At 36.2% G+C, this 26991-nt stretch carries 26 protein-coding genes and 1 tRNA gene; 9 read left to right on the plus strand and 18 right to left on the minus strand.

Annotation, left to right across the window (positions count from 1 at the left end):
• Positions 1 to 20 precede the first annotated feature (20 nt).
• The 3 genes from DAY19_RS08945 to DAY19_RS08955 are packed head-to-tail and all read right to left on the minus strand — an operon-like array spanning position 21 to position 1345.
• Positions 21 to 395, minus strand: coding sequence for a DUF6165 family protein (locus tag DAY19_RS08945; protein WP_115361549.1), 375 nt, complete (start codon positions 393 to 395; stop codon positions 21 to 23).
• Position 396: 1 nt separating this feature from the next.
• Positions 397 to 888, minus strand: coding sequence for a transcription elongation factor GreB (greB, locus tag DAY19_RS08950; RefSeq protein ID WP_162929509.1), 492 nt, complete (start codon positions 886 to 888; stop codon positions 397 to 399).
• Positions 878 to 1345: a low molecular weight protein-tyrosine-phosphatase gene (locus DAY19_RS08955; protein WP_115361553.1), complete on the minus strand. Its 468-nt coding sequence runs from the start codon at positions 1343 to 1345 to the stop codon at positions 878 to 880. Before DAY19_RS08955 ends, greB begins: the two co-directional genes overlap by 11 nt.
• 49 nt (positions 1346 to 1394) lie before the next feature.
• Here DAY19_RS08955 and def point away from each other — a divergent pair, with 49 nt between their 5' ends.
• On the plus strand, positions 1395 to 1907 hold the full coding sequence (def, locus tag DAY19_RS08960) for a peptide deformylase (protein ID WP_115361555.1): 513 nt from the start codon (positions 1395 to 1397) through the stop codon (positions 1905 to 1907).
• A 43-nt stretch (positions 1908 to 1950) separates the two neighbouring features.
• Here def and DAY19_RS08965 read toward each other — a convergent pair whose 3' ends face one another.
• A complete protein-coding gene (locus DAY19_RS08965; RefSeq protein ID WP_115361557.1) occupies positions 1951 to 2403 on the minus strand; it encodes a hypothetical protein in 453 nt (150 codons plus the stop codon).
• Positions 2404 to 2655: 252 nt separating this feature from the next.
• Here DAY19_RS08965 and DAY19_RS08970 point away from each other — a divergent pair, with 252 nt between their 5' ends.
• Positions 2656 to 3939, plus strand: coding sequence for a hypothetical protein (locus DAY19_RS08970; RefSeq protein WP_115361559.1), 1284 nt, complete (start codon positions 2656 to 2658; stop codon positions 3937 to 3939).
• Positions 3940 to 3948: 9 nt separating this feature from the next.
• Entirely contained in the window at positions 3949 to 6081 is a 2133-nt protein-coding gene (locus DAY19_RS08975; RefSeq protein ID WP_115361562.1) for a phospholipase D-like domain-containing protein, read from the plus strand.
• A gap of 22 nt (positions 6082 to 6103) precedes the next feature.
• Here DAY19_RS08975 and DAY19_RS08980 read toward each other — a convergent pair whose 3' ends face one another.
• A complete protein-coding gene (locus tag DAY19_RS08980; RefSeq protein ID WP_115361564.1) occupies positions 6104 to 7174 on the minus strand; it encodes an SO_0444 family Cu/Zn efflux transporter in 1071 nt (356 codons plus the stop codon).
• A gap of 180 nt (positions 7175 to 7354) precedes the next feature.
• On the opposite strand from DAY19_RS08980, the gene DAY19_RS08985 reads away from it, so the two are divergent.
• Positions 7355 to 7431 (plus strand) — tRNA-Asp (locus DAY19_RS08985).
• 379 nt (positions 7432 to 7810) lie between these two features.
• Here DAY19_RS08985 and DAY19_RS08990 read toward each other — a convergent pair.
• From DAY19_RS08990 to DAY19_RS09000, 3 genes are all read right to left on the minus strand, one after another.
• The gene (locus DAY19_RS08990) at positions 7811 to 8239 is read right to left on the minus strand and encodes a thioredoxin family protein (RefSeq protein WP_115361566.1); all 429 of its coding nucleotides are present in this window, start codon (positions 8237 to 8239) and stop codon (positions 7811 to 7813) included.
• A 67-nt stretch (positions 8240 to 8306) separates the two neighbouring features.
• On the minus strand, positions 8307 to 9209 hold the full coding sequence (locus DAY19_RS08995; RefSeq protein WP_158536859.1) for a DUF4421 family protein: 903 nt from the start codon (positions 9207 to 9209) through the stop codon (positions 8307 to 8309).
• A gap of 48 nt (positions 9210 to 9257) precedes the next feature.
• Complete coding sequence (locus tag DAY19_RS09000; protein WP_115361570.1) at positions 9258 to 10040, minus strand: ion channel; 783 nt, start codon at positions 10038 to 10040, stop codon at positions 9258 to 9260.
• Positions 10041 to 10310: 270 nt separating this feature from the next.
• On the opposite strand from DAY19_RS09000, the gene DAY19_RS09005 reads away from it, so the two are divergent.
• Complete coding sequence (locus DAY19_RS09005; RefSeq protein ID WP_115361572.1) at positions 10311 to 11288, plus strand: 2-hydroxyacid dehydrogenase; 978 nt, start codon at positions 10311 to 10313, stop codon at positions 11286 to 11288.
• Positions 11289 to 11296: 8 nt separating this feature from the next.
• Here DAY19_RS09005 and DAY19_RS09010 read toward each other — a convergent pair whose 3' ends face one another.
• The 4 genes from DAY19_RS09010 to DAY19_RS09025 form a co-directional block, all read right to left on the minus strand.
• The gene (locus DAY19_RS09010) at positions 11297 to 11713 is read right to left on the minus strand and encodes a DUF3703 domain-containing protein (protein ID WP_115361574.1); all 417 of its coding nucleotides are present in this window, start codon (positions 11711 to 11713) and stop codon (positions 11297 to 11299) included.
• Positions 11714 to 11746: 33 nt separating this feature from the next.
• The gene (locus tag DAY19_RS09015; RefSeq protein ID WP_115361576.1) at positions 11747 to 12493 is read right to left on the minus strand and encodes a helix-turn-helix domain-containing protein; all 747 of its coding nucleotides are present in this window, start codon (positions 12491 to 12493) and stop codon (positions 11747 to 11749) included.
• 171 nt (positions 12494 to 12664) lie between these two features.
• Positions 12665 to 13228: an AAA family ATPase gene (locus tag DAY19_RS09020; protein WP_115361578.1), complete on the minus strand. Its 564-nt coding sequence runs from the start codon at positions 13226 to 13228 to the stop codon at positions 12665 to 12667.
• Positions 13229 to 13281: 53 nt separating this feature from the next.
• A complete protein-coding gene (locus DAY19_RS09025; protein WP_115361580.1) occupies positions 13282 to 14574 on the minus strand; it encodes a pyridoxal phosphate-dependent aminotransferase in 1293 nt (430 codons plus the stop codon).
• A 184-nt stretch (positions 14575 to 14758) separates the two neighbouring features.
• On the opposite strand from DAY19_RS09025, the gene DAY19_RS09030 reads away from it, so the two are divergent.
• The 3 genes from DAY19_RS09030 to fumC all read left to right on the plus strand — a co-directional run bounded on the left by DAY19_RS09030 (position 14759) and on the right by fumC (position 18004).
• A complete protein-coding gene (locus DAY19_RS09030; RefSeq protein ID WP_115361582.1) occupies positions 14759 to 15295 on the plus strand; it encodes a hypothetical protein in 537 nt (178 codons plus the stop codon).
• Positions 15296 to 15433: 138 nt separating this feature from the next.
• On the plus strand, positions 15434 to 16534 hold the full coding sequence (locus tag DAY19_RS09035) for a methyl-accepting chemotaxis protein (protein WP_115361584.1): 1101 nt from the start codon (positions 15434 to 15436) through the stop codon (positions 16532 to 16534).
• Positions 16535 to 16618: 84 nt separating this feature from the next.
• Positions 16619 to 18004 carry a class II fumarate hydratase gene (gene fumC / locus DAY19_RS09040; RefSeq protein WP_115362295.1) on the plus strand — a complete coding sequence of 462 codons (1386 nt, stop codon included), beginning with the start codon at positions 16619 to 16621 and terminating at the stop codon, positions 18002 to 18004.
• Positions 18005 to 18009: 5 nt separating this feature from the next.
• Here fumC and DAY19_RS09045 read toward each other — a convergent pair whose 3' ends face one another.
• The 4 genes from DAY19_RS09045 to acnA form a co-directional block, all read right to left on the minus strand.
• Positions 18010 to 18492 carry a hypothetical protein gene (locus DAY19_RS09045; RefSeq protein WP_115361586.1) on the minus strand — a complete coding sequence of 161 codons (483 nt, stop codon included), beginning with the start codon at positions 18490 to 18492 and terminating at the stop codon, positions 18010 to 18012.
• A gap of 15 nt (positions 18493 to 18507) precedes the next feature.
• On the minus strand, positions 18508 to 20541 hold the full coding sequence (locus tag DAY19_RS09050; RefSeq protein WP_115361588.1) for a TonB-dependent receptor domain-containing protein: 2034 nt from the start codon (positions 20539 to 20541) through the stop codon (positions 18508 to 18510).
• Between the two features lie 76 nt (positions 20542 to 20617).
• On the minus strand, positions 20618 to 21208 hold the full coding sequence (locus tag DAY19_RS09055; RefSeq protein WP_115361590.1) for an energy transducer TonB: 591 nt from the start codon (positions 21206 to 21208) through the stop codon (positions 20618 to 20620).
• 86 nt (positions 21209 to 21294) lie between these two features.
• Positions 21295 to 23901, minus strand: a complete 2607-nt coding sequence (gene acnA, locus DAY19_RS09060) for an aconitate hydratase AcnA (RefSeq protein WP_115361592.1) — start codon at positions 23899 to 23901, stop codon at positions 21295 to 21297.
• Positions 23902 to 24012: 111 nt separating this feature from the next.
• On the opposite strand from acnA, the gene DAY19_RS09065 reads away from it, so the two are divergent.
• Positions 24013 to 24216: a hypothetical protein gene (locus DAY19_RS09065; protein ID WP_115361594.1), complete on the plus strand. Its 204-nt coding sequence runs from the start codon at positions 24013 to 24015 to the stop codon at positions 24214 to 24216.
• Here DAY19_RS09065 and DAY19_RS09070 read toward each other — a convergent pair.
• Both DAY19_RS09070 and katG read right to left on the minus strand, forming a co-directional pair.
• Positions 24213 to 24551 (minus strand): plastocyanin/azurin family copper-binding protein, encoded by a 339-nt coding sequence (locus tag DAY19_RS09070; RefSeq protein ID WP_158536860.1) that lies wholly within the window; start codon positions 24549 to 24551, stop codon positions 24213 to 24215. The two genes, DAY19_RS09065 and DAY19_RS09070, sit on opposite strands and share 4 nt — an antisense overlap.
• Positions 24552 to 24695: 144 nt before the next feature.
• The gene (katG, locus tag DAY19_RS09075; RefSeq protein ID WP_199506648.1) at positions 24696 to 26834 is read right to left on the minus strand and encodes a catalase/peroxidase HPI; all 2139 of its coding nucleotides are present in this window, start codon (positions 26832 to 26834) and stop codon (positions 24696 to 24698) included.
• Positions 26835 to 26991 lie beyond the last annotated feature (157 nt).

Below are 26991 nucleotides of genomic sequence, written 5' to 3' on the forward strand. Positions count from 1 at the left end.
TCTCTTTTTTATTTTAAAAATTACTTGTAAGACTTTACTTCTTTAATGCCAGAATTGTAACTCATATTGATTGAATTTTTAACCTTAAATCTCAAATCATTTGTCACATAGACACTACGTGCCAGAGAAATAAAACCTTCACCAAAATCACCCTCTTTTTCTTTAATTCGGATATCATCTTCGATCACCCAAAGCTTTTCATTTATCTCTTTAAGCTCACTCATATACTTATCGAGACCTTCTAAGTTGAGCTCATTTAATCGTTTGGCCAATTGATCATATTCTTGTTGTGCTAGCTTCACACGCTCCGGATCTTCAATTCTTTCTGTTTTAATCTTTAGGATTGTCATCTTATCCACAAGCTCACCTAGCGATACTGGACATTCAATAATCATATTACACCTCGATATCAATATATTTAATTTCCACAATTGTGTATTCAAAATCTTCTTCAGGAGCCTGAACAATGACATCATCCCCTTCTTCTTTTCCAAGCATTGCTCTTGCAATTGGAGACTTCCAACTCACAAGTCCACGAGTTGTATCAACTTCATCGACTCCAACGATTGAATATTTTCGCTCACGACCCTGCTCATCCTCTAAGGTCACGCTCGCACCAAATTGTACTTTTTCAGCTTTTATTTCAGTTGGATCAACGACATTTGCCGCATTAATTCTCGTATTGAGAAAACGAAGTCTTCGATCAATCTCACGGAGTCTTTTTTTTCCATATTGATAATCTGCATTCTCAGATCGATCACCAAGTGAAGCGGCCCATTTTACAGTGGCCGTCACTTCAGGACGTTCTACCTTTGTTAAATGCTCATGCTCATCCTCAAGTTTCTTCAAACCTTTAGGTGTAATGTAATTATCTTTCTTAATTGCCATAGCGTCTAAGGATCTCCTCGACTCCATTTTCCACTAAGTTTAAAACTTCTTCGAAACCTCGTGCTCCACCATAGTACGGATCAGGAACCTCTTCATAAGAGGCATACTCTCCCGTGCAATAATCACAGAATAACTCAACTTTCTTCTTTTGCTCTTGATTTGGATTTAACTCTAAAATATTGCGATAATTTGACTTATCCATCGCAAGGATCAAATCAAATTTTTCAAAATCATCCTTATTAAATCCACGGGCAGTACTCGTAAGTAAATAACCGCGACGAAAAGCATGCTCTCGCATTCTTTTATCGGCTGCTTCTCCAGCGTGATAGGCACTTGTTCCTGCTGAATCCACTTCAATTACAGACTCAAGCCCCTGTTCTCGTACTTTATGAACAAGCACACCATCGGCAGCTGGTGATCGACAGATATTTCCAAGACAAACAAATAAGATTTTCATAATAGAATTATGATAGAATCATTGGTGAAAGTAAATCGAAGGATTTTTCATGACAGTACAAAAGATTAGAACAATGGGTGATCCAGTATTAAGAGAGATCACACAAGAATTCACAGAAGAAGAAATTTTAGCTCCTGAAACAAAAGAGCTCATTCAAGATATGCAAGATTCGATGAAAGCTGCTGGTGGAATTGGAATTGCGGCACCTCAAATTGGAGTTTCAAAAAGAGTTACAATTATTGATGTCCCGGAGGAGTCTCGCTATGAAGAGGCCCAAGCTAGTCAACGAATGATAATCTTTAATCCAAAAATTGAATTTTTAACTCAAGAAGAAGATGGATATTGGGAAGGTTGTCTATCTGTGCCAGGCCTAAGGGGTTTTGTAGAAAGACCAAATCATATTCGCGTATCTTTTCTTGATGAAAATGCCAAAGAAGTTGTGATTGAAGCACAAGGATTTTTGGCCACAGTATTTCAACATGAGATCGATCATTTATTTGGAAAACTCTACGTTGATCAAATCAAAGATATAAAACAATTAGTTTTTGAAGAAAATTTGTAAGTAAAAGGGCCCGAAACCGGGCCCTCTTTTTTTGATTGTTTAATTATTCAGAAACAATCGCTCTCATAACATCTAGTGTTTCTGGAGATACTGAATCTTCATAACGTGCCCAGATTGCTTTTGCTTCAGAAACTGAAGTTTCACGATCAATTTGAGTCACGACTTCTTCAAGAATTAGGTTCGCCTCTTCAACTTCAGAGTTGTAGATAGCGATTTGGTCAGCTGTCACACCTTTTAGTGTTCCATTAACTGGACCAAACTCTGCAAGTCCTTCATCATCAAGAACGATTAATCCAGCAAGTCCAATTTTAGCTGCCTTTACCCAATCTTTTGATTCACCTGAGAAGATTGCCTTAATTGAGTAACCTGCACTAACTTTCATTGCAACTAAACCAGTGTAAGCTAGGTAGCAGTTACCTGAAAGCATACCAACAGCAGCAGATGCATTAAAAGTTAGACCAGAAGCTAAAAGTAAACTTAGAATAATCTTTTTCATTTTTTCCTCCATGTTTTTTTGGTTGTAAATAACGATAGCTATTTCTGTAAAAAATCTAAACTTAATTAAAGGTAATTTGTTTTCTGCTGATTCAGTAAAATTCGTTGGCCATTTTTTAGAAGGTAAAAACTCGGTCTCTACTGCGCTTCTAAGACAAACAAGTATTTTTAAGTGTTTAGCATTGCTGGCTAAAGTTATTTTTCTTAATAACCGACAAGAAAGCAGGGTTATATAAAACTAAGAGAGATAAATATGAGTCAAAGTAAGAAGCAAAATATTATTGCACTAGTGGGTGTACTCAGTGTTAATGCATTTGTCGCCTATCAATTCTTATCAACGTCGCAATTTGATAGCGTCTATTCAAAAGAGAAAATTCATCAACCTCGAACACCAGCATCACAAAAGGCTCCCGGTGACTATAAAGAATATGAAGTACTCTATCCATTAGAAGACTATGTCATATACGATGACTTTAATGGAACCGTTGATTATAAGATGAGCGTAGACTTCTGGTCTGATAAAGGTGCTAAATACTTTACTGAAAATGGGAAAGAGGCCATTTCAGAAGGTTTAACAAAGGGCTTTGAGAGACTCATTAAAAAAGGAAATGATGAAGGAAAGACACTTAAAACAGAAGTTCTTCCTGAGCTGACAAAAGAGTTTTTAAATACATTTGTTTATACTATAAAAGTTGTAAAACTTATCGATTCAAACTTTGAATTTGATATTATGTTTACTCCTTATGAAAAAGACTCCGCTACTTATAAAGACGAATTACAAACAAACCAACTAGTAAATATTGACTCCACTGGAAGCCTTTATAAAGAATATAAGAAATATAATGCAAATTTTTCAAATGCTATTATTGAAACACCTATTCCAGTATCAAATGAAGATTATCAATACCTAGGCGGTGCAATTACCCTTGCAGCTGAAGTTATTGATACAGATTGGAAGATTTCACAACCAATCCCAAATCCTAAGAAGAATGGTGTAAAAGGATTTCTTCGTTTAAGAAAGTACTTTAGAGTTAATTCTCCAACAGATTTAAAAGTGGATTCATTCAAGTCGAAGTACCTAAATATTACGGAACAAGACTTCAACGCAAAAAATGATATGCCTCAAGTTGTCACAGTTGACACGATCTACGAATACAATTTGAAAAATATTATCCCAAAGAAAACGAAAACAATTATTCACTTTGGTGAGATTGTCTCTCTTGATAAGAAATACGATAGCTTCTTTAAGAGACTATTCACTTTCTTTAAAAAGAAGAACGATATTAAAACATCAGAATTTAATTTCAAAGGTGATTTCTCAAGTGGGCCTATTAAAACCAACTTCAAGGGACAGATCAAAAAGCTTGTTTACGATCATCAAGAGAAGAAATTCACAAGTAAGAGTCGTGTAACAGCAAACCCTCGTGATTTTGATCAACGAATGAAGCTACGTCATGCGATAAAAAAGACGTTCCTTGAAGATAATACAGAATTTATTATTAAGAATTTAAATTTAAGCAAATTTATCAATAACTAGGTTGTGAATATGAAAAAGATTCTAACGAGTACAATTCTTTCAGCTCTTGCGATGCAATCATTTGCTGGTCAATTCAATATTAAAGATCGCATTGAATCTCAAAAGCTAATGCTTGAAAGCTACGATTCTCTCTATGGACAAAGAGAATACTCTCATCCACCAAGCTTCTTTGATGCGCTCAAAGACCTCAAGGGGCTAAAAGAGAAATCCGCGGTAAAGTTCATGAAAAAAGCCGATGAGATTCTTCCAAATAAGATTGCGATGCCAGTTACTTACTGGGCAAAGGTTAATCCTAATGAGAAGAATCTAGCAGAAGTTATTCACTACTATATGGCCTACAAGCTCTTTATACTTAGAGATTATATTGATAATCCATTAACAAGTGAAAAAGATAAGGCCCAAGCAGCGAAGCTATTAGAGAAGATAACAAGAGATGGTATTACATCAAATTCTATTTCTAATTATTTTTCGACTTTAAAAATACACTCTTTAAAAATTGCCACATCAAAAGATGTCATTGAAGAACTTTCTAATAATGAAATTATCAATATTGACTTCAATGAATATTTTAAGGATATCAATACATACTCTCTTTCGGCCCTGGGATTTGTTCCTTCTAATAAAACTGAAATTGTTTCAGAAAATGATCGATCTCTAGAAAGAATTGACTGGCTAAATCAACGAGTTATCTTTGCTGGTGGAAAACTAGATTTTGATTCTGATTATATCAAGATGCCAACAGGAGAAGATCCAACAGGAAATATCATTTTTCAAGAAGATCCAATTTATATTAAGATTCGCGATATGATTGATAGTGCTGAGCATTCAGTATTTATCGATATTTTCTTATTTGGTGGAACGCTAGGTGCGACTCTTTCAGAGTATCTTCTTGACCAGACAAAAGAGAAGCTTAAGAAGAATCCTAATTTTAAAGTTGTTCTTCTCCACGACTATGCAACAAATTACAATATGCTCGATGAGATGATGCCTATATTTGAATATATAAAAAAGCGTATTGAAACAGAGGATGAGCTAAAAAATAATGTTTCACTTCTTCAGGCAAATATTCAACGTCACCCTCCAGGGATTCCTTTTGGGATTACGAAATTAATTCCAAAAACAAAGGAAGCGATTCAATACTTTGAGTCAGGTAGTACGTATTTTGAATCAAAAATTGACCACTCAAAAGTAATTGTGGTTGATGGAAATACTGAAAATGCACAAGCATACTTTGGTTCAAAGAACTGGACTGACCACAGTGGTGGTTATTACTACGATGATGCCATTTATGTCACAGGTGCAGCCGCCGGACTAGTTCAAGCATCATATTATCGAGATCTAGAAGCGGCCTTAACTGAAGACCCGAAGGAATTACTTGGCTTTTATTATAAAGAACAAGGCTTTGATAATCGCGCTTATCTTGCAAAAAAAGACCAGATTCTAAAGGATATGAGTATCACAAAAGACAAATACGAAGTGAAAGGAGACTCTGTTATTCGCCTAGCTGAAGCCGATGTCGATGGAACAATCAAAAATGTTCGAAATATCTTAATTGATATGATTTCAAAAGCAGAAAAGAATATCTTCATGGAGCAGCTATTTCTGTATGATTCATATGTTATCGATGCACTGATAAAGGCAAAAAGACAGAATCCACTACTTGATATCAAACTTGTAATTGACCACAATGGAAACTTTGGAATGAATGGGCTACCAAATACTCTCTTTGTTAAGAGGCTTGTTGATGCAGGTATTGAAGTTCGTGCTCGTAAAACTTATGGTATTACAGCAAATTTCCCAGATGGTACAACAAAAGAATATCACCAAGAAAACCATCGTAAGATCACTTCAGTCGACGGGATTACAGTTCTAGGTGGATCTTCAAATATTAATCCAGATACTCTTCAAGGATCTTTTAGAGAGTTTGGTGCTCAAATCTTTGATAAAGGTGAAGTACTAAGTTTTGAAAAGCGCTTTAAAAGAGATTGGAACGATTCAGAAAAGATGGAAATCTTTGATATAGAAAATTTTGAAGCTAATATCCAAGGTGTTGCTTTTGGTAAACGCTCTTCTGCGATTATCAATGCAGTTGGAAGTATGGTTTACAAATCAAAAGATGGAATTGAAAAGAGACACAAATAATCTTATCTAATCAAGTAGCTGCTTATCCACAACAGCTACTTGATTGTTTCTTATTAGCTTTATAAAGCTTATATCTTCTTGGTAATTCTACTAATAATAAAGATCTCAAAATCAACAAAGTAAAAACGACAGCAAGAGAAATCTCCCACCAACTTGATACTTCGTGGTCATGATGAGCAACTTTGAAGTCTAATGGCCAAGTGAAGGCTTGATATAGATAATCTGTTAGAAATGAAAATACTAATGCGACAACAGCAATTGCTACAACATTGATTACCACTCCTCTTTTTCCAATATACTTACCTATGACAAGAATATTTGAGATATTAGTTGCAGGTCCTACAAGTAGGAAAAGTAATGCCATTCCAGGACTCATTCCCTTCATCACAAGTGATGCGGCAATTGGAGTCGTTGCAGATGCACAAATATAAAGAGGAATACCAACTAATAGAATTGCACCTCTTCCGGCCCAACCGTGAAGTCCATCAAAGAAGTTTGCAGGAAGCGCGAAGTCGATAAAGGCTCCGGCCAAGATTCCAAATGCAAGCCAAACGGCCATATCATCAACAAGCTCAAAGTAACCAAATTTAAAAGAGTCCTTTAATTTCTTTGAAAAGCTCTCACTGGCCACTTCCTTCTTCTTACTTGCACAACAGCTCTTAACTTCAGGCTCTTCATTTTTAACGAATTTATCTGTTTTAAAGACAAGTTGAAGAACACCGGCCACCATTGCAGAAAAGAATGCGGCAACGGGCCTAATTATTGTCATTGGAAGATCCATCATTCCATAAGTCATGGCAATTGAATCGACACCTGATTCAGGAGTTGAAATAAGAAAGGCAGATGTCGCAGAATTTGATGCTCCCTGCTTCTTTAAAGTAGCAGCGGTAGGGATTACGGCACAACTACATAGAGGAAGCGGGATTCCTAGTACAGAGGCCTTAAAAGCTCCCCATATTCCTTTTCCACCCATGGCCTTCTTGATGCGATCAACAGAAATAAAGGCCTTAATGATTCCAGCGGCCAGAAGCCCAAACATAAGAAATGGCGCTGATACTAATATATAATTCCAAAGTGATGTTAAAAAACCCATAATTACCTTCTTTTATTGAGCATATCATAGCAGAGCAAACACTGTTCGTCCTGCGTAGTTGCGTAATTTTGGGCAGTTGATAGACAAATTTTATAGATGAGACGAAAAAAGATGAACAATTTTTTATTTTTTCTATTGACGAATGTGATCCAAATCCCTATATTAATTCTTACGAAATGCGGGGGCGTAGTTAAGTTGGTTATAACGTCTGCCTGTCACGCAGAAGGCCGAGGGTTCGAGTCCCTTCGCTCCCGCCATTTTCATTTCGTAACATTCAAGTTTTAAACTCTTCGGAGTCTAAGATATTAAAGCCGAGTTAACCCACTCGGCTTTTTTTTTGGAGGCGTCATTTGCCACGATGGCAAAATGACGACGAACAACGCATGACCGACCCGGAAGGGAGGTCAGGTGAACCAACCCTGCAATCTCACTTACATTTTTTGAATGACTATTTTCTTACAGGAAAAGCAGTATGCTAATTGAAGCCGTGCAACCCTGACGACCGAGCACGATGCGAGGGAGAGAGGGTTCCCCGCAAAATTTCCAATCTACATTTATAAGTACACATCACAACGGGAGCTTTCGGGTAACCAACTAAGCAACCCACGATACATTTTCAGAAAGCAACTAATAAACCTACATCGATAACATTTGATTCAAGTGAGGGACCTGCAATACTCCACTTTGAGAGTGAGCTAATTTTCCATTTTTAAAGAGAAGAGTTGTAGGTATTCCTCGAATACCAAACTTAACCGAAATCATTGGATTCTTTTCGGTATCAATTTTATAGAACTCCCCTGAGCGCCAATTGCTTTGAGCAAATTCAGAGAAAATTGGGCCATACATTTTACATGGGCCACACCAGTCAGCATAGGCATCCACAAAGACAGGTAGTTGTGCATGTTTGATAATCTTTTCTAGTTTTTCAAAGGAGATACTTGTAACCTTTGCACTGGTGTTTAAATCTTTTGAACACTTTCCACAAACGGCACCAGATGATTGAAGTTTATCATTATCAATTCGATTAATTGCACCACATGAATCACAAAGAATTATCTTTTTCATTTCATACTCCTTATTTTCATTATAACAAAGTCTGGATTAAAAATATTTGATTTAAGTCAAATATTTATTAAAAGAAGAATCGATAATACAAAGAACCGAAGGATCTAATTTGGGAATAAGTATTATAGTCGGACGTATTAGATAACCTTTTACTATTTATCATAATTCCAAAAAGAGATTGATCGAACTCATAACCAATATCACCACCAATTCCAATGGCCGTACCAATAGTGACATCATCTTTAAGATTGGAGTTTTTAAATTTCAGATCAGAGATATTTAAACCAATTGTCCCTTTCAATAGAAGATAGAAATTAGATAGTTGAAATTGTCTCGTATAACCATAAGAGAGTGCGTACTGAGTAGCGTCGACTCTTGTTACTTCCCCAAAACCACTAAATTTGGGTTGAAGCTCAGTAGGTATTAAACTTTCATTACTTTCAAATTTAACATCAGAGATATTAACTTCAATAATTGATGACTTTTGAGGAGAGCGGTTTTTCTCAGTATGGCCAAATAGAGTTGCTGGCCGAAAGGACTTATTAAAGAAATAAACTGCTGTCACACCATAATTTAAGCTCGAAATATTTGACCTTATACCGTCGTCTGAGCCTTCTATCTTATAGCCTTTGTAATCTTGATAGAATAGTTCATAGTAAACCCTTCCCCATGTCGAAGATAATTGGATATCTGTGGCATTTGATTCACCTTTTGACTTCGTTTTATCTTCTTCGCTAATTGGATTTTGTAAACTAACACCGATTGTGAAGTCTTTATGGGAAAGACGAATCGAAGAATACGAAAGACCTGTTGGTTGGTATTCGATAACTTCATCTGCAACTTCTAGAGTGTGATTAAGTGATGCAAAATCAAGTGAATACTCAACACTTTCAATGAGTTTTTTTGGAGGATGGATTTGATCCCCCCATATTGCCGTTATGATGGCCAAGGCAAAAACAATTCCAACCACTTCAATTCTTCCTTCTAATTATTGGCGTATTTTAAATAAGCAAAGAGATCAATCTTTTAATGTATCAAATTTTTCGTATTCAATTCTGTAAGTATTTGTCGTCACTTCTTTCATAATATCCACAAAGTACTTATCTTTTACGATATCCTCTCTACCATAGAGATGCTGATCATAAACAGTGGTTGAATATGTTCCGTCATGTCCTGTTACTGTTAGCATGAGTCCAACTAGCTTATGCTCTGAATTCTCGTAATCAAATAAAGGGCTTGTTTCACTAATGGGATGAATAATGAGCCAGCTTAATCGAAAGAAAGGACTATAATCACGCTTAAGATCTAAATTGTAGATACGCCTAACCTTCTCACCTTCAGATGTGACTTCATTAAAGAGAGCAGAAAGGTGAACCTTTGCTTCAACAATATCATTACCTCTTGTATTCCCAATTCTTAAACATACAGATCTAATTCCATCATGCTTTGTAATAAGAACATTCTTTGAGAAGCGAATTCGCGCTTTTGGGCGACTAAGTTTTGCAAAGACAATACCAGTCATAACTGCAACTGCAATTATTCCAATAAATGACTCTACTAAGACGAGGAAATTTGCAAGTGTACCAGTAGGACTTAAGGCCCCATAACCAATTGTGGACATGGTTTGAACACTGAAGTGAAAAGCCTTTTCAAAACTAGGTGTTTCTCCACCAATTGAGTTTGGGATAAGGGTAAAGAGCAGTCCAAAGAAAACGTTTCCGATAAAATAAAGAATAAAAACAATAAGAACCAGCTTCAACCAACTTGTGTTGAGAAGATGAAAATAAAAGTCTTTTCGCATACTTCCTAGCTTTAGTTTTCTTATTTTTATTTTTTACTCCTTTTTAAGCAGCGCTACCTTATTTAACTTAGACATGTGTCATTTAAGGATTATAACAGCTATATGCTCAATTTTAAAAAAACATAATATAAATATTCTCTATTAAGCAATGTCGCTTTGAGTAAATTGATTATTAATTACTCAGGTATTAAAGAATATGAAAAGCTTTGAGTTTGCACAATATTTATTTCAAATGATAGTATTTAGAGTACCACCAACGATGAGATCATTATGAAAATAATTGTTTTTAGTGCCCACAATTTTGAAAAAGAATACTTACTACATTATGCAAATGAGCACATTATTACTTTTATTAGTGGCCCACTAAATTCTGATACGGTCACTCTTGCAAAAGGTCATGACGTCGTTAGTGTATTTACAAATGATAAAGTGAATAAAGATGTAATCGATCAACTAAGTGATTTTGGAATTAAACTTATCGCTCTAAGATGTGCAGGTTTTAATAATGTTGATCTTAGTCACGCAAAATCAAAAGGAATTCCTGTAACGAGAGTTCCGGAATATTCACCACAGGCCATCGCCGAACATACAATGGCAATGATCTTAACTCTGAATAGAAAGACTCATAAAGCCTATAATCGAGTTAGGGAAAATAACTTTAATCTCGATGGCCTAGTTGGTTTTGACTTATATCAAAAAACTATTGGTGTTATTGGAACAGGAAAAATAGGAAAAGCATTTTCTAAGATTGCTCTAGGATTTGGCTGTAAGGTTTTAGCATTTGACTTGAGTAAAGACAGTGAATTAGAAGAACTGGGAGTTCGCTATGTTGAATTTGATGAACTTCTAGCTTCTTCAAAGATCATTTCACTTCATATTCCTCTAAACAATAATACATACCATCTTATCAATGACTCTAGTATCTCTAAGATGCAAAATGGTGTCGTATTCATTAATACAAGCCGAGGTGGATTGGTTGATACAAAAGCATTAATAAAGGCCTTAAAAGAAAAGAAGGTCTTGGCCGCAGGCCTAGATGTTTACGAAGAAGAAGAAAACCTATTCTTTGATGATCATTCAATGGATGTTTTACAAGATGATGATCTTGCAAGATTAATGACTTTTCCAAATACCCTTATTACGTCACATCAAGCTTTTCTAACTCACGAGGCCCTAACAAATATTGCTCAGACGACATTTGAAAGTATTAATTCAATTGAAAGTCAAAATTTTGAATACTCAATATAGGGCCTAAATTATTTCACTAAGAAGTATGCGCTCAAAATACTAATAAATATAGTGAGCCTAATAGCGACATCTCTCCAAACAGAGTAGCTTTTAAGTAAATCAGAAAACTCTTCTGGAATTGGCATCGGCTTAACCGCACTAATATTGGCGCCACCAGTATTGCCCTTTGGAACCCATCCAAGAAGATATCCAGGAAAACATGCAAATATTCTTAAAGCTTGACCAAATATTTCCTTATTATTACTCTGCTTAACCCCTATCTTAAACATCCACCAATGAGTTTCAAGGTGAGGAAGAAGTGATTGTTGTCCCAATATATGGGCCCTTTCTAAGTTTTTAAAAGATTGGTCGTAAAACCTCTTATTATAAAGATCTTTTGCTTTATTTATTTCAACAAAGTAGGCTTTTTTTAATGCTCTATTCATTATCTTCTCTTCTGTATTTGATTCACCAATATATTATTTACTATCAAAGGTATGGTCAAATGGCCTAAATCCACAGGCAACGTATGTTAAGTGTGTCACTTCCTCAAGAGCATCTCGCCCATAAAGTAACTCTTCTCTTTTTGATCTTTTTGCAAACTCGTGTGACACTTCATTGAAAGCATCAAGCATCTCTTTTAGAGTTTCTTTCTTTAGATAAAGTGTTCCTCGCCCGCCGTGAGAAGTTCTCTTCTTTGCTTTAAATTCACTTTGCGCATAATCAAAGAAAGCACGGTCGATACTAAAGGAAACCTTTTCTCCAAGTTGCGCCGAAATACTAATATCAGTTCCCTTAAATAAAGGCCTAACCCTATTACCTGATCCAAATTCAATTAAATCGACTTTATCAAGAGCTCTTAGAATTGAATGACAATCTTTTTCTGATAATTGAAATATCCTCATAAGCTTTTGCCACTCATAATTATTTGCCATTAACTCTGTAAAAAAATGATAATGTGTTGGATGCTTTAAGAATAAGTCTTCTTGCTTCTTATTTAAGACTAAATTTGAATCAGAAATATCTTTTGAAATAGCAACCAGATCAGAAAAACTCATCCCAAGTATATCGCAGATTTGATCTAATTTACTCATTGAACAATCTTTTGAAGCCATTAACTTCTTTAGTCCAGACTCAGACATATCAAGCTCAAGGGCAAGTTCTTTATAATTCATTCCACGACTTTTAATAACTTCTTTTAAAGCAATAAATATTTCATCTCTCATGGTTATCTCCTCTATCTGTTAAACCGATAAAAGTAAGATACACAATACCGAACCATTAAATAAGAAACAATACAAAAGTACCAATTTACGGTACCAAAACGATAAAAGCTTTACCAGACACAATATAAACCACTGGAATCACGTTGAGGCTATTTTGTAAATAAAGTCTTATTATTTTACGACGTGTTTTAGAATCTCAATCCCCTCATTTATCTTTTGCATAAATGAATCCCTACTCGATACAACATAGAAATTAGGATGAGCCGACCATACTTCTTTTAATTTACGGTCTAACTCGATAGCTTGATTATTCGTTTCATTGCGGTAAATATTATTTGAAGTAATATCACCACCAGAACATGCCCCTGTTTCAAAAAAGATAACAGCATCATATCGTTCTAATTCGTCATGAAAATTTGATTTAACTTTATCAAAGAACTCATCTCCGCCAGCAGGCCAATAAGCGAGCCCATCAAGAGTTCCCCGGTCACACAGAAGAATATGGTCTTTCTTTTGCTTTTCATAAATTGCCTCTAAGTTGACTTGATAATCGTAAATCATTTTTTGAATATCTTTAACAACTTCAGGACGTTTATCTCTTTCAACACCAGATTGAAAAATCGAAGAAGCAGCTTCTGGAACAATCGCAAGTTTTGCAGTGACTAACTCTCTTTTAAATAGATCTAGGGCCGTAGTTTTTCCACCACCTGGTCCGCCTGTAACGACAATTTTCAATTTAACTCTCCATGCTGAATTATTTAAACTCTACTAACCATTCTATCATAGCTTTATAGAGTATTTAGAAATTCCTCTAGTCGATCACATGCTTTTTTAAGTTGAGGACAATTCGCTTCAACAAAAGAATAATCTAGGCTATCTGAATCTTTAAGACTTGCTTCTTTATAAACATTCTCACCTTCATAATCTACGCTAGCGACTCTTACGGCCATCGCATCCTTAGGGAAGTAAAAATCACTACCAGGCAAAAGTGCAACATTATAGTTCTCAAAAATAAATTCTGATAATTCCACATCGTTGTGGATATTCTTACTTTTTAATTTCTCTTTAAAACTTCCAAAGTCTGGAAATAAGTAAAAAGCACCTTTTGGATGAGAACAAGATAGTCCCATATTTTTGAAACGATCATGAAGGTAGTTTCCACAAACTTCATGAACCCTAGTACAAGTTCTTATATAATTATCAATATCATTATCTATTGAATAAGCCTTTACAGCAGCATACTGAATTGGAGCTGATACGGCACTAAATGTTTCACTAATCATTGCACTTAAGCATTTAATTACACTTTCCATTCCCTCAGGTGCATATAAGAACCCTAGTCGATAGCCACCGGCAGCGTGAGATTTAGATAATCCGCTAGAGATTAGTGTTCCTTCAGGATATATTTGATGAAAGCTTGCAAACTTACTTCCTGAGAAATTAATTAATGAATAGATTTCATCAGCAATAACAATAACATTATGCTTACGACAAACTCTTGTTAACTCTTCAATCTCCTCTTTGTTATAAACGGCCCCAGTTGGATTACTAGGACTATTAAAGATCAGAATTTTTTGTTTTTCATCAATATGTCTCTGACATGCTTCTTCAAGTTCACTTGCCGTTAATTTATACGAATTATCGACACTCGTAATCACAGGGTCAATTTCTCGACCTTTGATATTTAATTGTGGACCATAGCTAACCCATGAAGGGGCAGGTACGATTACAGGACCTTCTAAAACATATAATGCTTGAAAGATTAGCTCCTTACTCCCTGGCCCTACTAAAATTCTATTTTCATCCAAGTTGTATTCAAATTTTTGGTTATAGTAATTTGCAATTGATTCACAAAGCTTAGGTAGACCTCTAGTTGGTAGATAATCTTTTTGATGTGAGTTATTAGCGAGTTCAGACTGTATTTTTTCATGGACGTGAAACGGTGATTGGCCAAATCCAAGATGACAAATATCAAGGCCATCTGCTTTGGCCTTTCTGGCACGCATATTAATTGCAAGAGTTGCGGATTCTTTTAATTTTAAGACATTTGGGTTTAGAATTGGCTGTGTTTTTCTTTTCATAATAAATTTTTAAATAAAATACAACGAGTGGCAATCAGAAACTTTTTCCGAAGATTATAAGAAAGGACATCCTTTTATTAATACCTTAGACGATGAAATATCAAAGAATATTTGATTTCTATCAAATTATTTCCGCATTATACGTAATATGATCTAAGTTAGAATTATATAAAGGTGGATTTCAATGAAAAGAATTATCATATTAACATTTGCTCTATTTCTCACAGCTTGCTCAAATTTTGACTCAGGCACAGCTCAGTTATCAAAAGAAGTTCGCGATAGCCAAGTCATTCAAAATACTGTCTATGTAGACAATCTTGCAATTGCAGCACAGCCAACAAAAGAAGACCTTAATAATGTAAAAAAAGAAGGATATGAAATAGTTGTAAACTTAAGAAACCCAAATGAGTTTAAAGACTACAATGAAGCAAAGTATGTTTCAGAATTAAACCTGAGATATTACAACGTTCCTTTCTTTAATAATAAGAAAGAAATCAATATGAGATCCTTAAAAATGGTTTCTAAGCTTATAAAGGATAATCCAAATAAGAAAATATATATTCACTGCTCAAGTGGAAATAGAGTTTCTGCATGGTACCTCACTCACCTACATTCAGAAGAAGGTCTAAGCCTTGATCAGGCAACAAAAATTGCACGAAGAACTGGATTAACAAAACCAGCACTTGAGAAAAGAATTCTAAAATCAATCAGTAAGAACTAATAAAATTCAGTATCATCAGTATTAAAGACTAATAAATATATTTAGAAGGGATGTTAGTTAAATAGCATTCCTTTATTTCTTGATAAAAATCATATCTTTTTTCTTAATGTAGTTCCTACAGTAGCCGAAAAGAGGTTTATGGGAATACTAAAATTTAGAAAGCAACACTCAAAGAAAGTTGAAAATGAGAAGGTTAAAACTCTTATTCAGGAACAAATTGTTCAAGAGAGAACCCTTCAAGAAAACCTTGAACGTGTAAACACATTAGAAGTTGAAAATGACTTTCTAAAGAGAAAGATAGCGCTTCTTGAAAATGAAAATTACAAATTAAAAGAAGGCCTAACTAATATTCAAGGGAATATGGGTGACTCTGTTGAAAATAGTTATCAAGCGCTAGAAAAGCTCAATGAGGTTGACTCTTCAATGGATGAAATCCGCCAAGACTCTAAAGAGATCTTAGATGATATTATGAGCCTAGAAAGTAATATGGAATATACTTCAAAGTCCTCAACTGATATTGAAGAAGGGGTAAATGCAATCCTAGAAGCGATTGAAGGAATTTCTACAATAGCTTTTCAATCAAAGATGCTCTCATTTAATGCTTCCGTTGAAGCGGCCAGAGCAGGAGAGGCAGGAAAAGGATTTGCTGTTGTTGCAGAGGAAGTCCAAAAACTTGCAACTTCTACGACAGACTTACTAAATCATATTAAAGAGAAAACTGATTACTTCACAACAATATCTAAAACACTTCAAGAGTCAGCACAAGAGTCCTTGAGAAAAACAAAAGATATTAATACTCGAATTGATAATTTCAATACTACTATTGCAGATACAACGGTGAAAAATAAAGATGCACTTAATGATATTAGTGCAACTAATGATGAGATCTTTATGAGCTTAGCAAAACTAGATCATGTCATTTGGAAAATTAATACTTATATTTCAATTATTGAAGAGAAGCCTACATTCGACTTTGTTGACCACCATAACTGTCGTCTTGGTAAGTGGTATTACCAAGGAGAAGGTCAAGAGAGCTTCTCACACTTGAATTGTTTTTCTCACATAGAAAGTGACCATGCCCACGTCCACAATGGCACAAAGCATATCTTCGACTATCTAAGTAATGTAAAAGAAAATATTGAGCATATTACAGATGGCATCAATGAGATGGAAAGAGCAAGTGAAGGTGTTTTTGATGGGCTTGATCGAATCTTAGATGAGAAGAAGCGAAGTGCTTAAACTCGACTATAATACAGTAGTATATTTAAGATGATTTCTATTTCTTAGCATGAGATAATCCAAAAAAGACGAAAAAGGATGCTTATGGATTATCGAATTGAGACAGATAGTAATGGTGAAATTAAAGTTCAAACTAATCACTACTGGGGTGCTCAAACCCAACGCTCACTTCAAAATTTCAAAATTGGCTCAGACCATTTCCCTCGAGAAATGATCCGTGCCTTAGGTATTCTTAAAAAAGGTGCGGCCCTGGCCAATCTAGAGCTTAAGAAGATATCTAAAGATAAGGTTGATCTAATCATTCAAGCCGCTGATGAAGTAATTGCTGGCAAATTAGATGAGCACTTCCCTCTTGTCGTTTGGCAAACAGGCTCTGGAACTCAAACAAATATGAACGCCAATGAAGTTATTTCAAACCGCGCAATTGAATTAGCAGGTGGAGAGATGGGAAGTAAATCACCTATCCATCCAAATGATGACGTTAATAAATCACAGTCTTCAAATGACACATTTCCAACAGCTATGCATATTGCAGCTGTTGAGCAAATTGAAGATAAGCTTATTCCTAGTCTCGAAAGACTTATTTCATCATTTGATGAGAAAACAAAAGACTTTCAAGATATTGTTAAGATTGGAAGAACTCACCTAATGGATGCAACTCCCCTAACTTTAGGTCAGGAGTTCTCTGGTTATACAGCACAACTTAAAAGTGCAAAGAAAGACATTTTATACACTCTAAATAACTTAAGAGAATTGGCCCTTGGTGGAACAGCTGTAGGAACAGGTCTAAACACTCACCCAGACTATGCAGACTTAGTCGCTAAAAAGATTTCAGAAATTTCTGGTAAGAAGTTTATTACGGCAGCTAATAAATTCGAATCACTAGCAGCACATGATGCAATTGTTGCAGGATCTGGTGCAATGAAAAGACTTGCGACAGCCCTGATGAAAATTGCTAATGATATACGTTGGCTTGCAAGTGGACCACGCTGTGGAATTGGAGAAATATCTATTCCTGCAAATGAGCCGGGCTCTTCAATTATGCCAGGTAAAGTGAACCCTACTCAATGCGAGGCCATAACGATGGTATGTGTCCAAGTACTAGGAAATGATGCGGCCATTGGCTTTGCTGGATCTCAAGGAAACTTTGAACTCAATGTCTATAAACCAGTCATGATTCATAATTTTCTTCATTCGCTAAATCTTCTTGCTGATTCAATGGAATCTTTTAACGATAACTGTGTTATTGGAATCGAGCCAAATAAAGAGAATATAGAAAAACATCTAAATAATTCTCTAATGCTCGTTACAGCACTCAATCAACATATTGGCTATGATAACGCAGCCAAAATAGCTAAGAATGCTCATCATAAAGGAATTACTTTAAAAGAGTCTGCAGTTGAGCTTGGTATTCTAACAGAAGAAGAGTTTCAGATGTATGTTGTGCCATCTAGGATGACACAACCTTAGAAAAGTTATTTTTTATTGTAGTAGTATATTGGTGATCCACCAGCTTCACGACATGTCTTATAATTTGTAAAAGTGTCTTTTACACTTAGAACAAGCTTTCCATCGTTGTACTCGTAATCAAAGATTGAGCCATTAGATTCTACACCAAAGTGTTGCTTTTTAAGTATTCCTTCCCATATTCCAAGGTTACAATCTACGTAAGACATTTCAAGTCCACCTTGGTACTGACCTGGCCCAACATATTTAAAATCTCCTGAATTGATTTGAGTACAGTTTAGAAGATATGGTGCCCACTTTGCACTCTTAGCAATTGCAGTCATTTCAGCTTTTTCTTCTTCAACTTTAAGAGTTACATTGTATCTCATGAATGCACCTCCAAGTTTTAGAGTCTCACCTGTCGTACATTCAATACGATCAAGAAGATAAGTCCCCTGTGGAATCATTGCAAAGCTAGATGCCGTAAGTAATAAGGCCAAAAGTGTTTTCATAAAAACTCCGAATTGTTAAAAATGTTTTATCTTATATTGAATACTTAATTTAAAATTTTGTCCTACTTCAGGAATATAAGAGCCATGTCTACGATATGACTTATCAGTTAAGTTATCAAGTCTTGTTGTTAGCGTCATCCCTTCAAGGGCACCTTTTCTAAATTCTTTCGAGGCAAAGATATTATGAAGTGTATAGCCTGCTGTCGCAGTTGTACGCTCAAGAGTATTTGGATTGACTCGATCTTGTCTCATTGCCATTACAGCATCGTATCCAACTTTAATTCCATATTGATCAAGATGATAATTAATACCAAATGAATATGTATTGGCCGGCATATTTGAAAGCCAAATCTCTCTGGACTCATCCCAACCGACATTTCTGGAGTAATTTGCACGAACCTCTAATTGGTCATATAGATAACCGATTTCCACTTCTTGCCCATACAATGAAACTCGATCACGATTTACAAATTGCGTTGTTCCGTTTTTACCGTCCACAATTGCGTAATCAGTGATCTCTTGATCAATATAATCTTTCGCAACAGATTTATAGCCACTCGCCTTAAAAGTGAGTAAATCATAATCTGAAAATAATTGTTTTTTAAATTCGACACCAAACTCTATTGTTTCAGATGTTTCAGGTTTTAGGTTTAAATTGGAAACAAAGTAATTATCAGAGATAAAGAAACCATCTCCTGGACGATGAAGCCCTGTAGCATAAACCTCTTGAACATCAGGACTATTAAAACCTTGAGAAAGACTACTAAAGAGATTCAATCCACCTACTTCATAATTAATTAAAACTTTTGATGATAGATTACTATCTTTAACATCACGATAATCAAATTTCTTAGACTCTAGCTCATAGTCACTGAAACGAATCCCAGGAGCAATTGTCACCCCACCAACTTTATAATTAACTTCTCCAAAGGCAGCTAGTTCTGTTATTTGTCCATCTGGATAATCTGAGACATTCTCATTTGAGCTCTTACCAGTCACATTATCAATCGTTGCATCAGAACCAATAAAGAAAGAAAGTTCATCATTGATTTTAAACTTCTTCTTTGCTCTTGCTCCAATCGTTTCGATATTTCTTTCTTCAGTGCGATTATCACTATCACGCTCTTGTTTATTGAATTGCTCAGAATAATAAACTAATCCATTTATATCAGTAGATATATAATTTAGAGTTGCAGCATGCCTTTTGATATTTGTCTTACCCTGTAGACTTGTAAGGGAGCTTGGTGGATCTAGAGTTGCATTTAGAGGCGAATCATCCTCTAGCTCATAGAGCTCACCAGATACTTTTAATCTCCTTGCCTTTCCTAAATCAAAAGAAAACTTAGACAAGAAATTTAAACTTTCAAACTCTGAATTTCTAAGCGTCGATCCATCACTTAATTTGATATCTTTTGCATCTTTTACATTGGCACTTAAGAGATAGTCTCCCTTATCAATAAGACCAAATGTCTTAATGGCCTGCCCATTTAAATTAGAGGCTTCTTCATAAGAGTACTTTAAAATACTTCCAGCTTTCTCCCCTCTGGCCAAATAGTCTCGCCCATCCTTTGTGACAAAAGACATTCCTCCACCAAGGCTAATCCCTTGAGAATAATCTGTATTCGACTTGAAGATATCTACTTTTTTAATACTGTCTGGATCAATAGCAAGATGTGAATAATTGTGGTTTGAAAAGAAGAAGGTTTGACTAACACCGTCCACATTAACAAATATCTTATTTGCTTCAAGCCCTCTAATTTGAGGAGTCTCACCTATTGAGCGCGGTCCACCTTTTGTTGTGGCACTTGCTGTTTTCTTTAAGACATCATCTAAACTTTGTGCAACCTCTTCTTCTAAATCATCTGAGCTTACTTCATCTTGTAAGCCTAGAGTTTTGGATTGAACTTCTTGGGCACTTTCAATTTCATCGGTAATATAAATCGACTCAAGACGATTTACGTCTTGTGCAAGAATAGGTGAATTTGTGAGAAGGCCTAATAAAACTATTGAAAACACAGGAGTGTATTGGCCGTCAAACTTTTTTATCATGGAAGCAAACTACCATAAATGAACCAATTTTTGGAATGGTTTTCAAGCACTTGCTAGATATTACAATATATTGATTTTACAATAATTCGTATTTAATTGGGATCGCAATTTTAAGAACTTCAGACTTCAAAAAGTCAGGCATCTCAGGCAGCTCGTTTAAGTCTTCTATGGTTTCAAGGGCCGACTTATCTAAGATGGCATGGCCGCTACCTTTTTTAATTCGAATATTTGAAAGATTCTTTGGGTATGAGACTTCAAAGTATATATCCACAACACCTTGTTTTTTAAGCATTTTTGCAATTTTAGGATAGCGCTTTCTTGCAAGAATTTCATCTCTGACTCTCTTTAGATATCTTGCCTTTTGCGTTTCTTGTCCACTGTTAACGACCTTTTTTGGATTAGGTGCATTTTCAAGACTATGCTCTTTTACAACCTTCCTTTTTTTAGAAACAACTTTCTTGGCCTTCTTTACAACTTTCTCTTCTACCTTTTGTTCAAGGCTATTCTTTATTTTAACTATACGCTTAACTTGAATTCTTTGAGATTGATTCTTTGAATAATGAAGATTTGCGCTATCTTCTTTACTTTGAGTAGAAGATGCAAAAAGCAGCAGGCCATGAAGACCTGCTGATATGATTGCTGTATATAAAAAAGTATTTTTGCGCATATGAACTATTATTATCACTAAAATAGTTAAGATTCTCAAATCCTTTATCTATAATGTAGATTTTTCATCACATTTTACGCTGATTTTTAACTTTGCATCTCTCTTAAAACCATTTGTAGGATTCCACCGTGTTCGTAGTAGTCTACTTCTGCTGCAGCATCAATTCTTAAAGTAACAGCAAACTCAACAACACTTCCATCTTCGCGTATCATCTCAACATTTAAGTCTTGTCCTGGCTTTACACCACCGTCGACACCGATGATATTAAAAGTTTCAAGACCTGTTATTTTATGGGACTCAATACTCTCTCCTTCTTTAAATTGAAGAGGAAGAACACCCATACAAACAAGGTTACTACGATGGATACGTTCATAACTCTCAGCTAAAACGGCCTTGATCCCTAGCAGATTAGTTCCTTTGGCCGCCCAGTCTCTTGAACTTCCAGAACCATATGCACTGCCGGCCACAACGATAAGAGGTACGTTTTCATTTTGATATTTAAGTGAAGCATCATAAATACTCATTTGCTTGCGACTAGGAAGATGAGTTGTCCAAGGCCCTTCTGTTCCAGGGGCCATTTGATTTTTAAGCCTAATATTTCCAAAAGTTCCGCGAACCATGACTTCATGATTTCCTCGACGAGAACCAAAACTATTAAAGTCCTTCTGCTTTACACCTTGTTCAATTAGGTATTGTCCTGCAGGTGAATCTTTTCCAATTGAGCCAGCTGGCGAAATATGATCCGTTGTAATCGAGTCTCCTAAAAGACACATGATCTTTGCTCCTTCAATATCTCTAAGAGGGGCAGGATCTTTTGGAAGGTCGACAAAGAAGCTAGGTTCACGCACATAAGTAGAATCTTTATCCCATTCAAAGAGATCACCTTTTGGAGAGGCCATACTCTTCCACTTATCATCCCCTGCAAAGATTCTGCCGTATTCATACTCATATTGCTCAGTTGATACAGAAGAAGAGATTAATTCATGTACTTCTTCAGGTGTTGGCCAAATATCTTTAAGAAAAATATCTTTTCCATTCTCATCTTGTCCAATTGCTTCTTTAGAAAGATCGCATAAGAAAGTACCAGATAAAGCGTATGCCACACAAAGAGGTGGAGAAGCTAAGTAGCTGGCCTTAATTTGACTATGGACTCGCCCTTCAAAATTTCGATTCCCTGATAAAACAGAAACAACGGCCAAATTATTCTCATTAATATCTTTAGATACCTCTTCTGGAAGAGGACCTGAGTTTCCAATACATGTCGTACAACCATAACCAACAAGATTAAAACCAAGTTGCTCTAAATATGGGAGAAGGCCTGACTTCTTCAAATAATTTGTCACAACTCGAGAACCTGGTGCAAGAGAAGTCTTAACCCAAGGCTTTGTCTTTAATCCTGCTTCAACTGCCTTTTTTGCGACAAGGCCTGCGGCCAACATGACAGACGGGTTAGAAGTATTTGTACAACTAGTGATTGCCGCAATTGCAACATCACCGTGCTTAATTGTCTTGCCTTCGTTTTTGTTAACTTTGAAATTATCATCAAATGATTTTCTAGCATCAGAAAGATTCACTCGCTGTTGAGGAAGCTTAGGGCCAGCAAGACTTGGAACAACTTTACTTAAATCGAGATCAAGGATTTCACTAAATTTTGGCTCCACATCACCATCTTCTCTAAATAGTCCCTGCTCTTTTGTGTATTTTTCAACAAGCTCAACCTTCTCTCCACGCCCAGTCATTCTAAGATATTCAAGTGTGACTTGATCCACTGGAAAAAGCGTTGCTGTAGCACCAAACTCTGGCGACATATTAGAAAGTGTAGCGCGATCGGCAATACTTAAACTAGATAGCCCATCACCAAAGAATTCAACAAACTTACCAACAACACCATGAGCTCTTAGTTTTTCAGTAAGAGTTAGAACAAGGTCTGTTGCTGTTGCTCCTGTTGGTAAGCTACCGATTGTTCTAACACCAATAACAATTGGCTTTGGTAAGAACATTGGCTGACCAAGCATTGCTGCTTCAGCTTCGATTCCACCAACACCCCAACCAAGAACACCAAGTCCATTAATCATTGGCGTGTGAGAGTCTGTACCAACAAGAGTGTCTGGTAGTGCCCATCCATTTTTCTTTTGAACAACATGACCAAGGTGCTCAAGGTTAACTTGGTGACAAATCCCCATTCCTGGAGGCACAACTCGAAAATCTTTGAAGGCCTGCTGGGCCCAATTTAAAAGGGCATAGCGTTCTGCATTTCTTTCATATTCTAATTCTAAGTTTTTTTCATATGAATCAGCATGGCCAAAGTTATCAACTTGTACTGAGTGATCAATTACAAGATCAACTCCAACATATGGATTCACGGCCTTTGGATCTCCTCCATTTCTAGCCATTGCACTTCTCATTGCAGCAAGGTCAACGACAGCTGGTACACCAGTGAAGTCTTGCATTAAAACTCTTGCAGGCATAAATGCTAACGAAGAATCCTTATCATTTGGCCATGTAGCAAGGGCCTCAACATCAGAGTCCTTAACATCTTTCCCATCAACTCTTCTTGCAATATTTTCTAAAAGAATTTTTACCGTATGCGGTAGTTTATTTAAATCAACATTGTGCTTCTCACATAGATCCTTAAGGCTAATATACTTAAGTTCTTCATCTGCAACTTTAAGTAACTTTGTTACTTCATTCATAAATCACTCCTAATCGTTTAGGTTAATAATTATTTTTCTAATTTCACATTCTCTTTCTTTTCGAATTATTTTAACATAGATAAAGATAATTTTTTTCTTAAGGAGACAAATATGAGCGATGAATTAGCACCACATAACGTAACTGTTGAGGAATTTAAGGGAAATAAGATTTTAAAGATCTACAAAGTTGATGAAGAAGGTAATGAACTTGAGAAATATGGTACTGTTGTTAGTTTTGGCCTAACAAAAGCTAAGTATATTCTTGAGAATATTGATCATATAAAGAAGTTTGTTGAAACCTATTCAAAAGATTAATTTTTCACTTGATTTAAGTTTTTAATCAATCGTTCTTTTCTCATGGCCACTTTCGTCTGATAAGTTTTAATAAAGTTTTTTGCTTGCTCGAAATTAGTGGCCTTCCCCACTTGAATAATTCCGGCCATCCCCATGACAAAATGAAATTTACAATTATAGATATGGATACCTTCTTTTTCAAACTTTACAGTAATTGACTTCCCTTTTTCAGCTTGCCACTTTCTTTCACCATCTGGAGAGAAAATAGATTGAGGCTGGTGAGCAAAACTCTCCATTGGCTTAAAAGTTACAGTATCGCCTTTGTTAATTTGTAAATAACTGGGTTCGAAGAACATTGTCTCCCTCCCCTTCACCTCGTATGCTTTAACGAGATAATTCTTCGAGTAAGTATTTAATTGGAAAAGTAATACTATTGTAAGAATGGATATTTTCATAAGAAGAGAAACCTGACCGAAAATATTCGGTCAGGATTTTTTTAGTTATTTATATTTTAGATCGAAACGGTCTGCTTGCATGACTTTTGTCCAAGCCTTTACGAAGTCTTTTACAAACTTTCGTTTACCATCGTTAGAAGCATAAACTTCTGCAACAGCTCTTAGCTCTGCATGAGAACCAAAGACTAAGTCAACAGGAGTTGCTGTGTATTTAAGTTCGTTTGTCTTACGATCACGACCTTCATAAATTCCAGGCATACTCGACTTAACCCACTTATTATCCATTGTTAGAAGATTTACAAAGAAATCATTTGATAATCTTCCTGGACGTTTCGTGAAAACTCCATGCTTTGAACCGTCAGCATTTGCATCGAGAACTCTCATCCCGCCGACTAGAACTGTCATCTCAGGAACAGTTAGACCAAGCATATTTGCTTTATCGATTAGCATATAGATTGGAGTTCTTCCTGACTCTTCAGTGTAGTAGTTACGGAAAGCATCTGCTTTTGGCTCAAGGAATTTAAAAGATGTAATATCAGTCTGTTCTTGAGTCGCATCCCCTCTTCCTGACTTGAAAGGAACTTTGACTTTTACACCAGCATCACGAGCTGCTTTTTCAATAGCTGCTGCACCACCAAGCACAATAGTGTCTGCCAGAGAAGCTCCATATCTTTTACTAATCTTTTCAAGCTTAGGAAGTGCTTTTTCAAGAAGTTTAGGATTATTTACTTCCCAACTTTTTTGAGGAGCAAGAGCAATTCGTGCACCATTTGCACCACCTCGCATATCTGTAGAGCGGAAAGTTGAAGCTGAGGCCCAAGCAACTTTTACAAGCTCAGATACACTTAATCCCGACTTTAGTGCAGCTTTCTTTATACTATTAGCTGTTGCACTTGAGATCTTCTTTCCTTTTGGAGTTGGATCTTGCCACTGAAATGACATCTTAGGAACTTCCTTACCAATATAGCGAGCCTTTGGCCCCATATCACGGTGAGTAAGTTTGAACCAAGCCTTTGCAAATGCAAACTCAAACTTCTTTGGATCATCTAAGAAGGCCTTTGAAATTTTTGCATAAGCTGGATCTTTCTTAAGTGCGATATCTGTAGTGAACATAATTGGAGCATGACGCTTACCTTTAATATGAGCATCAGGAACCATCTCCGCTGCGCCCTCATCTGTTGGAATCCACTGATGAGCACCTGCTGGTGATTTCGTCAGCTTCCACTCAAATGCCCATAAATTATCGAGATAACCTGTTGTCCACTGAGTTGGAGTTGCATTCCATGCACCTTCAAGACCCGAAGTAATTGTATCTTCAGAGTGTCCTTTTCCACATTTATTCTTCCAACCAATACCTTGGTTTTCAATTGGTGCTCCTGCTGGGTCTGGCCCTAAACAGTCTTGTGGTTTATGGGCACCGTGTGCCTTACCAAAAGTGTGTCCACCGGCGATAAGAGCAACTGTTTCTTCATCATCCATTCCCATTCTTCCAAATGTTTCACGGATATCCTTTGCCGCAAGTAGTGGATCAGGCTTACCATTTGGTCCTTCAGGGTTTACATAGATTAGACCCATTTGAACTGCTGCAAGTGGTTTTTCTAACTTGCGATCACCTTTATATCTCTTGTCTCCAGCAAGCCATTGAGTCTCTGGTCCCCAGTAAACAAGGTCAGCTTCCCAATCATCAGTACGTCCACCGGCGAATCCAATTGTTTTGAATCCCATATCTTCAAGTGAAACGTTACCTGCTAGAACCATTAAATCGGCCCATGAGATTTTATTTCCATATTTCTTTTTAATTGGCCAAAGCAGTCTTCTTGCCTTGTCTAGAGATACGTTATCTGGCCAGCTATTAAGTGGTTCAAAACGTTGTTGACCACCGCCGCCACCTCCGCGGCCATCGTGACTTCTGTATGTACCAACACTGTGCCATGCCATACGAATAAAGAAAGGCCCATAGTGACCGTAATCAGCTGGCCACCAATCTTGTGATGTCGTTAGTGTTTTTCTGATGTCTTTTTTTACTGCAGAAAGATCTAATTTCTTAAACTCTTTTGCATAGTTGAAGTTACTTCCTAAAGGACTAGACTCTGGTGAGTGTTGTCTCAGTGGAGAGAGATCGATTCGGTTTGGCCACCAAAATGAATTTGGTTTTGCTTCACCTTTTGCAAATTGCTGTTGCATCCCGTCCCCTGAGTTTGATGCACAACTCAGAAGTGCGAAAGTGGCAATCAGCAAAGGAAGTTTTCTTTTCATGCTTAAAGCTCCTTTGAAAAATAAAAAACCATAATTTCGTTGAAACTATTATTGCGAATGAGTCTTTTTAAATACATTCTATTTT

Origin of the sequence: Halobacteriovorax vibrionivorans, assembly GCF_003346865.1 — a bacterium.
Lineage (GTDB): Bacteria > Bdellovibrionota > Bacteriovoracia > Bacteriovoracales > Bacteriovoracaceae > Halobacteriovorax_A > Halobacteriovorax_A vibrionivorans.

Coding starts and splice junctions, on each gene's coding strand:
- DAY19_RS08945 (WP_115361549.1), bottom strand. CDS start 395: ATGATTATTGAATGTCCAGTATCGCTAGGTGAGCTTGTGGATAAGATG.
- greB (WP_162929509.1), bottom strand. CDS start 888: ATGGCAATTAAGAAAGATAATTACATTACACCTAAAGGTTTGAAGAAA.
- DAY19_RS08955 (WP_115361553.1), bottom strand. CDS start 1,345: ATGAAAATCTTATTTGTTTGTCTTGGAAATATCTGTCGATCACCAGCT.
- def (WP_115361555.1), top strand. CDS start 1,395: ATGACAGTACAAAAGATTAGAACAATGGGTGATCCAGTATTAAGAGAG.
- DAY19_RS08965 (WP_115361557.1), bottom strand. CDS start 2,403: ATGAAAAAGATTATTCTAAGTTTACTTTTAGCTTCTGGTCTAACTTTT.
- DAY19_RS08970 (WP_115361559.1), top strand. CDS start 2,656: ATGAGTCAAAGTAAGAAGCAAAATATTATTGCACTAGTGGGTGTACTC.
- DAY19_RS08975 (WP_115361562.1), top strand. CDS start 3,949: ATGAAAAAGATTCTAACGAGTACAATTCTTTCAGCTCTTGCGATGCAA.
- DAY19_RS08980 (WP_115361564.1), bottom strand. CDS start 7,174: ATGGGTTTTTTAACATCACTTTGGAATTATATATTAGTATCAGCGCCA.
- DAY19_RS08990 (WP_115361566.1), bottom strand. CDS start 8,239: ATGAAAAAGATAATTCTTTGTGATTCATGTGGTGCAATTAATCGAATT.
- DAY19_RS09000 (WP_115361570.1), bottom strand. CDS start 10,040: ATGCGAAAAGACTTTTATTTTCATCTTCTCAACACAAGTTGGTTGAAG.
- DAY19_RS09005 (WP_115361572.1), top strand. CDS start 10,311: ATGAAAATAATTGTTTTTAGTGCCCACAATTTTGAAAAAGAATACTTA.
- DAY19_RS09010 (WP_115361574.1), bottom strand. CDS start 11,713: ATGAATAGAGCATTAAAAAAAGCCTACTTTGTTGAAATAAATAAAGCA.
- DAY19_RS09015 (WP_115361576.1), bottom strand. CDS start 12,493: ATGAGAGATGAAATATTTATTGCTTTAAAAGAAGTTATTAAAAGTCGT.
- DAY19_RS09025 (WP_115361580.1), bottom strand. CDS start 14,574: ATGAAAAGAAAAACACAGCCAATTCTAAACCCAAATGTCTTAAAATTA.
- DAY19_RS09030 (WP_115361582.1), top strand. CDS start 14,759: ATGAAAAGAATTATCATATTAACATTTGCTCTATTTCTCACAGCTTGC.
- DAY19_RS09035 (WP_115361584.1), top strand. CDS start 15,434: ATGGGAATACTAAAATTTAGAAAGCAACACTCAAAGAAAGTTGAAAAT.
- fumC (WP_115362295.1), top strand. CDS start 16,619: ATGGATTATCGAATTGAGACAGATAGTAATGGTGAAATTAAAGTTCAA.
- DAY19_RS09045 (WP_115361586.1), bottom strand. CDS start 18,492: ATGAAAACACTTTTGGCCTTATTACTTACGGCATCTAGCTTTGCAATG.
- DAY19_RS09050 (WP_115361588.1), bottom strand. CDS start 20,541: ATGATAAAAAAGTTTGACGGCCAATACACTCCTGTGTTTTCAATAGTT.
- DAY19_RS09055 (WP_115361590.1), bottom strand. CDS start 21,208: ATGCGCAAAAATACTTTTTTATATACAGCAATCATATCAGCAGGTCTT.
- acnA (WP_115361592.1), bottom strand. CDS start 23,901: ATGAATGAAGTAACAAAGTTACTTAAAGTTGCAGATGAAGAACTTAAG.
- DAY19_RS09065 (WP_115361594.1), top strand. CDS start 24,013: ATGAGCGATGAATTAGCACCACATAACGTAACTGTTGAGGAATTTAAG.
- DAY19_RS09070 (WP_158536860.1), bottom strand. CDS start 24,551: ATGTTCTTCGAACCCAGTTATTTACAAATTAACAAAGGCGATACTGTA.
- katG (WP_199506648.1), bottom strand. CDS start 26,834: ATGCAACAGCAATTTGCAAAAGGTGAAGCAAAACCAAATTCATTTTGG.